This window comes from Sphingobacterium sp. UBA7631, from assembly GCF_002483935.1.
Lineage (GTDB): Bacteria > Bacteroidota > Bacteroidia > Sphingobacteriales > Sphingobacteriaceae > Sphingobacterium > Sphingobacterium multivorum.
The window spans coordinates 385,195-396,166 of the sequence record NZ_DLIX01000008.1 but is presented as its reverse complement, the minus strand read 5'-3'; the positions used below and the strand labels follow the sequence as shown (position 1 = coordinate 396,166).

The window sequence follows — 10,972 nt, the reverse complement described above, 5'->3', positions numbered from 1 at the left end:
TGAACTTCCAAAAACTTTCTGAAGTTTTTTTCTTTTCTCTTTTTCCGATTTCCGCGTTTAAAATAAAATCAGCGGGATTTTAAATCCTGCCCGTCTTACTTAAACCCTTCTTTTTTTTCATGGTTTCTTCCTGCGAAGTAACCGTCCCTCCCTTGCGGAGTGGTGCAAAGATAGGGAGTTTACTAACAAACTTCCAAGCCTTTTGTTTATTATTTTTTAATATTTAGGTTAACTAACTGTAACATTGAACGATTAATTTATGATAGCTATGCGTTAAGCCGTCCTATCAGGTAAAATCAACCAATTAAACGGCCAAGCTGCTTGCTATAAATTTCAGTTCGCCCCTTTCCTTAACAAGCAATTTCACCGCTAAAAGAGCAAGCTAAATATATTTTTACGACCTTCTTCAATATCAAATAAGGTCGCTATAGAAACAAAAAAGGTCCAGACGAATGTCTGGACCTTCCTATATAAAATAATCGAGTAACGATTAATCTTCTTCTTTCGAAGCCAACAATTGATCGTACTCCTCGCGAGAGCCCACAATTAAATTGCTGTATTGACGGATACCTGTACCAGAAGGGATCAAGTGACCAACGATTACGTTTTCTTTCAAACCTAATAAGTTATCACGTTTACCTGCGATAGCAGCTTCGTTCAACACTTTTGTGGTCTCTTGGAAAGAGGCAGCAGAAATGAACGATTTCGTACCCAATGAAGCTCTGGTAATACCTTGCAACAATGGACTTGAAGTTGCCGGAATTGCTTCACGAACTTCAACAAGTTTTAAGTCACGACGTTTCAGACTAGAATTCTCTTCTCTCAACTTACGTAAAGAAACAATTTGTCCCGGACGTAAGTTATTGGAGTCTCCTGCATCAACGACAACTTTCTTGTCAAACAAGGAATCATTTTCTTCCATGAAATCCCATTTGTTAACCGCTTCTTTTTCTAAGAAACGCGTATCTCCTGGATCTTCGATGTTAACTTTTTGCATCATTTGGTGAACGATCGTCTCGAAGTGTTTATCGTTGATCTTCACACCTTGCAGACGGTATACCTCTTGGATACCATTCACAATGTAATGTTGCACTGCTGATGGACCTTTGATCGACAAGATATCCGCAGGAGAGATCGAACCATCTGATAATGGCATACCAGCTTTCACAAAGTCATTATCCTGAACAAGGATATGCTTAGAAAGAGGTACCAAGTATTTCTTGATTTGACCATCACGAGACTCGATAGACATCTCACGGTTACCACGTTTCACACCACCCAATGTTACCACACCGTCGATTTCTGTTACAACAGCAGGGTTAGAAGGGTTACGTGCTTCGAATAACTCCGTTACACGCGGTAGACCACCTGTGATATCTCGCGTTTTACCCGTAGAACGAGGGATTTTAACAAGGATACCACCTTCTTTTACTGTTACACCATTAGCAACTGCAACGTGAGCGCCTACTGGGATATTGTAGGTACGAATAACCTCGCCCGATTTATCAAGAATCTTGATGGATGGGTTTTTCGTTTTATCACGTGTTTCAATAATTACCTTCTCTTTGTGACCAGTTTGCTCATCTGACTCCTCACGGAAGGTAACCCCTTCGATGATTGCATCAAATTCAACTTTACCGGCAAATTCAGAAATAATTACTGCATTATATGGATCCCATTCCACCAATTTATCCCCTTTAGCTACTGTACCGCCATCTTCAACGAACAACTGTGAACCATAAGGGATATTTTGTTGGAATACAATTTTATTATGTGCATCAATAATCTTAACCTCACCAGAACGTCCTAAGACTACCTGATGTGTACCATTATCATTTGTTTGCGAAACAGTACGTACGTTTTCAAATTCGATTTTACCATCGTATTTAGAAATGATACTTGAATCAGCAGCAATGTTCGATGCCGTACCACCCACGTGGAATGTACGAAGTGTTAACTGTGTACCTGGTTCACCAATTGATTGAGCGGCGATAACACCCACAGCTTCACCTAACTGAACACGCTTACCTGACGCCAAGTTGCGTCCGTAACAACAAGCACAAACACCACGCTTAGACTCACAAGTTAATACCGTACGAATCTCAATTCCTTCGATACCTGCTTTTTCGATAGTTTCAGCAATTTCCTCAGTGATATCTTCATTTGCGGAAACGATCAATTCGTCAGTATCCGGATGAAGAACATCATGCAATGGTGTACGACCCAAAATACGATCGAACAATGGCTCAACAACATCGTCATTATCTTTCAATGCTGTTGTATAAATACCACGTAAACCACCACAATCTTGTTCCACAACGATCATATCTTGCGCTACGTCATGTAAACGACGGGTCAAGTACCCCGCATCCGCTGTTTTCAATGCTGTATCGGCAAGACCTTTACGCGCACCGTGGGTAGAGATAAAGTATTCCAATACGGACAAACCTTCTTTAAAGTTTGACAAGATCGGGTTTTCGATAATCTCACCACCAGAAGTACCTGATTTTTGGGGTTTCGCCATCAAACCACGCATACCACATAACTGACGGATCTGCTCTTTCGAACCACGGGCTCCAGAATCCAACATCATGTAAACTGAGTTGAAACCTTGATTATCATTCGAAAGAATATCCATAACGTGCGCCGTCAATCTGTTGTTGATACGCGTCCAGATATCGATGATTTGGTTGTAACGTTCGTTGTTTGTAATGAAACCCATGTTATAGTTGTTCATTACTTCTTCAACCTCGTTAGTTGCTTGTTGAATCAATTCAGCTTTCGCAGCAGGAATGTTCAAATCTTCCAAGTTGAAAGAAAGACCACCTTTGAAGGCTGTTTGATATCCCAATTCTTTCATATCATCCAAGAACTGTGCTGCACGGGCCATACCCGTAGTCTTCACAATTTCACCGATGATATTACGCAACGATTTTTTAGTAAGCAATTCATTGACAAAACCCATTTCATCAGGAACAACTTGGTTGAAGATCACGCGACCTACTGTTGTTTCTAACAAGGTATCAACGATGCTACCATCTTTTTGTCTAACTTTTGTTTTTACTTTAATCCAGGCATGAAGGTCAATTTGCTTCTCATTTAAAGCGATGATAACCTCTTCAGCCGAATAGAAAGTCATATCTTGACCTCTTACGGTGTGATCGCCAGCAGTTCTACGGCCTTTAGTAATATAGTAAAGACCCAATACCATGTCTTGAGATGGTACTGTGATTGGAGAACCATTCGCAGGGTTTAAGATATTGTGCGCGCCTAACATCAAGATTTGGGCTTCCAAAACTGCAGCATTACCAAGAGGTAAGTGGACTGCCATCTGGTCACCGTCAAAATCCGCGTTGAACGCTGTACACACTAATGGGTGTAATTGAATAGCTTTACCCTCTACCAATGTAGGTTGGAAAGCCTGAATACCCAAACGGTGAAGCGTAGGTGCACGGTTTAGTAATACAGGGTGACCTTTCAATACATTTTCAAGGATATCCCATACCACAGGATCTTTACGATCCACAATTTTCTTAGCTGATTTTACTGTTTTTACAATACCACGCTCGATCATCTTACGGATGATAAACGGTTTGTAAAGTTCAGCAGCCATATCTTTAGGAAGACCACACTCGTGTAATTTCAAGTGAGGACCTACAACAATTACCGAACGAGCCGAATAATCCACACGCTTACCTAACAAGTTTTGACGGAAACGACCTTGTTTACCTTTCAAAATATCAGATAAAGACTTCAATGCACGGTTACCTTCTGTCTTAACAGCGTTCACTTTACGTGAGTTGTCAAACAAAGAGTCTACCGCTTCTTGAAGCATACGTTTTTCGTTACGTAAGATTACTTCAGGAGCTTTGATTTCGATCAAACGTTTTAGACGGTTGTTACGGATAATCACACGACGGTATAAGTCATTCAAATCCGAAGTCGCAAAACGACCACCATCCAAAGGCACTAAAGGACGCAATTCAGGTGGAATGATTGGAACGATTTTCACAATCATCCATTCTGGACGATTCTCGATATTTTCACGTGAACTACGGAAAGCTTCAACCACATGAAGGCGTTTTAACGCTTCATTTTTACGTTGTTGCGAAGTTTCGTTAGCAGCTTGGTGACGTAAATCGTATGACAATTGATCCAAATCAATACGTTTCAACAAATCTTCCAATGCCTCAGCACCCATCTTAGCAACGAATTTTTGAGGATCGTTATCGTCTAAATATTGATTTTCTTTTGGTAGGGTATCTAAAATATCTAAATATTCTTCTTCAGTCAAGAAGTCCATAAAGTTGATACCATCTTCTTCCTTAATACCAGCTTGGATAACCACATAACGTTCGTAGTAAATGATCATATCCAATTTCTTGGTAGGAAGTCCCAATAAATAACCAATTTTATTAGGAAGAGAACGGAAATACCAAATGTGCGCAACAGGAACTACCAAGTTGATATGTCCCATACGCTCACGACGTACCTTTTTCTCTGTTACTTCAACACCACAACGGTCACACACAATACCTTTATAACGGATACGTTTGTATTTACCACAGTGACATTCGTAATCCTTTACAGGACCAAAAATACGCTCACAGAATAAACCGTCACGTTCCGGTTTGTAGGTACGATAGTTAATCGTTTCCGGTTTTGTAACTTCACCACTTGAGCGTTCCAAAATAGTTTCTGGAGAAGCCAAGCTGATCGTAATCGAAGTGAAGTTGCTTTTAATTTTATTATCTTTTTTGTAAGACATACTTATTCAAAAGTTAAAGCTTTATAAAGAAGCTTTGAAGGACTGAGCCCTTCAAAGCCCTAATTGCTTAATTAATCCAATGTGATATCTAGACCCAATCCACGTAGCTCGTGTACCAATACGTTGAACGATTCTGGTACCGATGGTGTCGGAAGGTTGTTACCTTTTACGATAGCCTCGTAAGTTTTGGCACGACCAACCACGTCATCCGATTTCACAGTCAAGATTTCTTGAAGGATGTTAGATGCACCGAATGCTTCCAATGCCCAAACCTCCATCTCACCGAAACGTTGACCACCGAATTGCGCTTTACCACCTAGAGGTTGTTGTGTGATCAATGAGTACGGACCGATTGAACGTGCGTGCATTTTATCATCAACCATGTGACCTAATTTCAACATGTAGATTACACCCACTGTCGTTGGTTGATCGAAACGGTCACCCGTCAATCCGTTGTACAAATATGTACGTCCTGATTTCGGTAAACCAGCTTTCGCAACCCAATCCTGTACCTGATCCATTTCAGCACCATCAAAGATAGGTGTAGCAAATTTCACACCTAATTTTTGACCAGCCCAGCCCAATACGGTTTCGTAGATCTGTCCCAAGTTCATCCGTGAAGGTACCCCGAGTGGGTTCAACACGATATCAACTGGTGTACCATCTTCTAAGAATGGCATATCCTCATCACGTACAATACGTGCAACGATACCTTTGTTACCGTGACGACCGGCCATCTTATCCCCTACTTTCAACTTACGTTTTTTAGCAACGTAAACCTTAGCCATCTGCACAATTCCTGATGGAAGTTCATCACCGACAGATACTGCGAATTTATCACGTTTGAACGAACCTAACTCTTCATTAATTTTAATGTTGTAATTATGAAGGGCCATTTTGATCAACTCGTTTTTATCTTCGTCAGTTGTCCATCCCATTGGGTTGATGTTGTTGTAATCTAATTCAGCTAGAATTTTTTGTGTAAACTTAGCTCCCTTAGCAACCAACAACTCTTTATAGACATTGTATACCCCTTGGCTAGTTTTACCATTCACTACAGTGAATAATTTTTCAACCAAGCGGTCTTTCAATGATTTAACTGCTCTATCGTGAGCAACCTCTAGTTTCTCTAAAGTTTTACGTTCAACCTCTTTAGACATTTTCTTCGCACGCGAGAATAACTTCGTATCGATAACAACACCTTTTAATGAAGGCGGAGTTTTCAATGAAGCATCTTTCACGTCACCAGCTTTGTCACCGAAGATTGCACGTAACAATTTCTCTTCTGGAGAAGGATCAGATTCACCTTTAGGTGTGATTTTACCAATTAAGATATCACCGCCACCAACTTCAGCTCCGATACGGATAATACCGTTTTCGTCCAAATCTTTTGTCGCTTCTTCAGATACGTTAGGAATATCAGCTGTTAACTCTTCTTCACCACGTTTCGTATCACGAACTTCAAGTTCGAATTCTTCAATGTGAAGAGAAGTAAACCAGTCTTCTTTCGCTACACGCTCAGAAATTACGATCGCATCCTCAAAGTTATATCCTTGCCAAGGCATGAACGCTACTTTCAAGTTACGACCTAATGCCAATTCACCATTTTCAGTCGCATAACCTTCACATAACACCTGTCCTGGTTCAACTCGTTGACCTTTCTTAACGATAGGCTTCAAGTTCATACATGTATTTTGGTTGGTTTTCTTGAATTTGATCAATTTATACGTTTTGACATCATCATCAAATGATACAAGACGATCATCGTCGTTTCTGTCGTAACGGATCTTGATTTCATCAGCATCTACATACTCTACTACACCATGACCTTCCGCATTGATCAATGTACGTGAATCTTTCGCAACACGACCTTCAAGACCAGTACCTACGATAGGAGCTTGCGGACGCAATACAGGCACGGCCTGACGTTGCATGTTCGATCCCATCAATGCACGGTTGGCATCATCGTGCTCCAAGAAAGGAATCAATGAAGCCGCAATAGATGTAATTTGGTTTGGAGCAACGTCCATATAATCAAGCATATTAGGCTCGATAATTGGGAAGTCACCCTCATATCTGGCTTTCACTTTCGCATCTTCGAAATTACCTTTGTCATCATACAAAGCATTCGCTTGTGCGATTGTTTTACCATCTTCATCCTCGGCAGATAAATATACGACCGGCTCATCAACCACAACAACCCCATCTTTTACCTTACGGTAAGGAGTCTCGATAAATCCTAAGTGGTTAATTTTCGCATGTACAGCCAATGAGGAGATCAAACCGATGTTTGGACCCTCAGGAGTTTCAATTGTACAAAGACGACCGTAGTGTGTGTAGTGAACGTCACGAACTTCGAAACCTGCACGCTCACGAGAAAGACCACCTGGACCTAAAGCTGACAAACGACGCTTGTGTGTAATTTCAGCAAGAGGGTTAGTTTGGTCCATGAACTGCGACAACTGGTTCGTACCGAAGAACGAATTGATTACAGACGAAAGTGTACGTGCATTAATCAAATCAGTTGGCGTAAACACCTCATTATCACGGATATTCATACGCTCACGGATTGTACGGGCCATACGCGATAGACCTACACCAAATTGAGCATATAATTGTTCACCTACAGTACGTACACGACGGTTTGACAAGTGGTCAATATCATCTACTTCGGCTTTAGAGTTGATCAAATTGATCAAATACTTCACAATTGCGATGATATCCTCACGGGTTAATACTTTCGTATCATCCGGAGTTCCCAACTTCAATTTACGATTGATACGGTAACGACCTACATCACCCAAATCATAACGTTTGTCAGAGAAGAATAAACGATCGATGATACCACGAGCAGTTTCCTCATCTGGTGGTTCAGCGTTACGCAATTGACGATAGATATGCTCTACCGCTTCTTTTTCTGAGTTGGACGTATCTTTTTGTAAAGTGTTATATATAATAGAATAGTCTGCATTGTTTGACTCATCATCTTTCGCTAAGATAATCGACTTAACGCCAGCTTCGATGATCAAATCAATGTGATCTTCTTCTAGAACAGTTTCACGCTCAAGGATAATTTCGTTACGGTCGATAGATACTACTTCACCTGTATCCTCATCCACGAAATCTTCTACCCATTTTTTCAATACCCTAGCCGCAAGACGACGACCAACATATTTTTTAAGACCAGATTTACTAACTTTTACTTCATCCGCTAAATCGAACAATTCCAAGATATCTTTATCCGAATCGTAACCGATAGCACGCAATAAGGTAGTCACTGGGAATTTCTTTTTACGGTCGATATACGCATACATGACGTTGTTTACGTCAGTTGCAAACTCGATCCAAGATCCTTTGAAAGGAATTACCCTTGCAGAATAAAGTTTAGTACCATTTGTGTGTCTACTTTGACCAAAGAAAACGCCTGGTGAACGGTGTAATTGCGATACGATGACACGCTCTGCACCATTTACCACGAAAGTACCTTTAGGAGTCATATAAGGGATAGTCCCTAAATATACATCCTGAACAATAGTTTCGAAATCTTCGTGTTCTTCATCATTACAAGATAACTTTAACTTAGCCTTTAAAGGAACGCTATAAGTCAAGCCGCGCTCGATACACTCTTGGATATCATAACGTGGTGGATCAATGAAATAATCCAAAAACTCTAGCACAAAAATGTTTCTTGAATCAGAAATAGGGAAGTTTTCCGAGAATACCTTGAACAGCCCTTCCTGATGGCGGTTGTCAGAAGTAGTTTCTAATTGAAAAAACTCCTTGAAAGATTCCAATTGCACATCTAAGAAATCTGGATATTCCAATACTTTCTTACTTGTTGCAAAGTTTATTCTTTCTTGTTGAATATTATTGTTTGCCAAGGGAATATGAATTTTAGTTTTAAAAAAACTGCGCTTACATTTATGCTGTAAACCACGTGTCCACTGTGCCCAGCATATACACAGCATAGTGGCGTATTGATATAAATAGGAATAGACTCTGACGAAAAATCGTCAGAGTCTAAACCTTTTCGGGCTAATTAGTTGAGATTATTTAATCTCAACAACAGCACCAGCTTCTTCTAATTGTTTTTTCAAAGCTTCTGCTTCGTCTTTAGATACACCAGCTTTTAATTCTTTAGGTGCTCCGTCAACTAAATCTTTAGCTTCTTTCAAGCCTAATCCAGCTAAATCTTTAACCAATTTAACTACAGCTAATTTTTGACCACCAGCTTCTTTCAAGATAACGTCAAATGAAGTTTTCTCTTCTGCAGCAGCAGCACCACCTTCAGCTGGAGCAGCAGCTACAGCAACAGCAGCAGCAGCAGGCTCGATGCCATACTCGTCTTTTAAGATATCAGCTAATTCTTTAACTTCTTTTACTGTTAAGTTAACTAACTGTTCAGCAAGTTGTTTTAAATCTGCCATTTTATTTTGAATTTTTGAATGTACTTTATAAAAATTGTTAATTAAATTGTAACGAATGTTTCTGTTCTAGAGGATTCGTTAACCTCTTTCTTCTAAAGCTTTTACTAAACCTGCAACAGTATTTCCTCCTGATTGAAGAGCTGAAATAACATTTTTCGCAGGAGATTCCAAGGCTGCGATAACATCCGCAATAAGCTCGTTTTTAGATTTAAGATTAACTAATGCAGTTAATTGATTATCTCCAACGAATGCAGTTGCTTCAATGAAAGCCGCTTTTAACAACGGTTTTTCACCTGATTTACGCAATTCTTTGATTAATTTCGCAGGTGCGTTAGCGACTTCTGAAAACATCATTGTAGACGCTCCTTTAAGCGTTCCAAAGATTTCTTCTTCATCAACACCAGCTTCGATTAATGCTTTCTTGATTAAAGTGTTTTTTACAGCTTTAATTTCGATGCCTTGTTCAAAACATTTACGACGAATGTTATTCACTTTTTCAACTGACAACTCAGCAGTATCGGTAATGTAGAAGTTACCGTAAGATTTAATCTGTTCGGCCAAAGCTAGAACAATTTCTTGTTTTTCTTCTTTTCTCATGATTAAATACCTGCTACTGATTTAGTCTCAATATGAATACCAGGACTCATAGTTGAGGAAATGTGAATACTTTTAAAGTAAGTTCCTTTAGCTGCAGATGGTTTCAAACGAGCTAGAGTTTGTAATACCTCTAGTGCGTTATCATATATCTTATCTGCATCGAACGACGCTTTACCAATAGAAGTATGGATGATACCGGTTTTGTCAACTTTGAAATCGATCTTACCACCTTTTACATCTGTTACAGCTTTACCAACTTCTGTTGTAACTGTACCAGTTTTAGGGTTAGGCATCAAGTTTCTTGGACCTAAAATACGACCCAATTTACCAACTTTAGCCATAACACTAGGCATAGTAATAATGATATCAACGTCAGTCCAACCACCTTCAATTTTGCTGATGTAATCATCTAAACCTACGTAGTCTGCACCTGCCGCTTTAGCTTCTTCTTCCTTATCAGGAGTACATAAAACTAATACACGAACAGTTTTACCAGTACCGTGAGGTAATGTTGCAATACCACGAACCATTTGATTTGCTTTACGAGGATCTACGCCCAAACGAACGTCGATATCCACAGAAGCATCAAATTTGGTCAATGAGATTTCTTTAACTAAAGCCGAAGCTTCTTTCAAAGAGTATGCTTTACCAGCTTCAATTTTGGATAGTGCCGCTTTTTGATTTTTTGTTAATCTAGCCACTTTTCTTAAATTGATTTCTTAATTAATTGTTCCAAGGAGCATTACCTGATACAGTAATACCCATACTACGTGCTGTACCAGCCACCATTCTCATAGCAGCCTCTACAGTAAATGCATTTAAATCAGGCATTTTATCTTTAGCGATTGTCTCAACTTGTTCCCAAGTGATAGCCGCAACTTTTTTACGGTTAGGCTCGCCAGATCCACTTTTTAATTTAGCAGCGTCTTTCAACTGAACTGCTACCGGTGGAGTCTTGATGATAAAATCGAATGATTTATCAGCGTAAACTGTAATGACAACAGGTAATACTTGACCTGGTTTGTCTTGCGTACGAGCGTTAAACTGCTTACAGAAATCCATGATATTCACACCTTTAGCACCTAATGCAGGTCCTACTGGAGGTGAAGGATTCGCAGCTCCGCCCTTAACTTGTAATTTTACTAACGCACTGACTTCTTTTGCCATTTTGTTTTGAATT

General features: G+C 39.8%; 6 protein-coding genes. All 6 read right to left on the bottom strand.

Translation table 11 applies throughout. The annotated features are described in order from the left end of the window. Positions 1-490 precede the first annotated feature (490 nt). Positions 491-4,768 carry a DNA-directed RNA polymerase subunit beta' gene (rpoC, locus tag B3P16_RS16185; RefSeq protein ID WP_112373726.1) on the bottom strand — a complete coding sequence of 1,426 codons (4,278 nt, stop codon included), beginning with the start codon at positions 4,766-4,768 and terminating at the stop codon, positions 491-493. A 71-nt stretch (positions 4,769-4,839) separates the two neighbouring features. After that, positions 4,840-8,649 carry a DNA-directed RNA polymerase subunit beta gene (rpoB, locus tag B3P16_RS16180; protein ID WP_046672286.1) on the bottom strand — a complete coding sequence of 1,270 codons (3,810 nt, stop codon included), beginning with the start codon at positions 8,647-8,649 and terminating at the stop codon, positions 4,840-4,842. Between the two features lie 168 nt (positions 8,650-8,817). Beyond that, positions 8,818-9,195 (bottom strand): 50S ribosomal protein L7/L12, encoded by a 378-nt coding sequence (rplL, locus tag B3P16_RS16175; protein ID WP_002992785.1) that lies wholly within the window; start codon positions 9,193-9,195, stop codon positions 8,818-8,820. A 78-nt stretch (positions 9,196-9,273) separates the two neighbouring features. Then, entirely contained in the window at positions 9,274-9,792 is a 519-nt protein-coding gene (gene rplJ, locus B3P16_RS16170; protein ID WP_046672239.1) for a 50S ribosomal protein L10, read from the bottom strand. A gap of 2 nt (positions 9,793-9,794) precedes the next feature. Beyond that, positions 9,795-10,493 carry a 50S ribosomal protein L1 gene (gene rplA, locus B3P16_RS16165; protein ID WP_046672240.1) on the bottom strand — a complete coding sequence of 233 codons (699 nt, stop codon included), beginning with the start codon at positions 10,491-10,493 and terminating at the stop codon, positions 9,795-9,797. A 22-nt stretch (positions 10,494-10,515) separates the two neighbouring features. Beyond that, entirely contained in the window at positions 10,516-10,959 is a 444-nt protein-coding gene (gene rplK / locus B3P16_RS16160) for a 50S ribosomal protein L11 (RefSeq protein WP_028072660.1), read from the bottom strand. Positions 10,960-10,972: the final 13 nt, after the last annotated feature.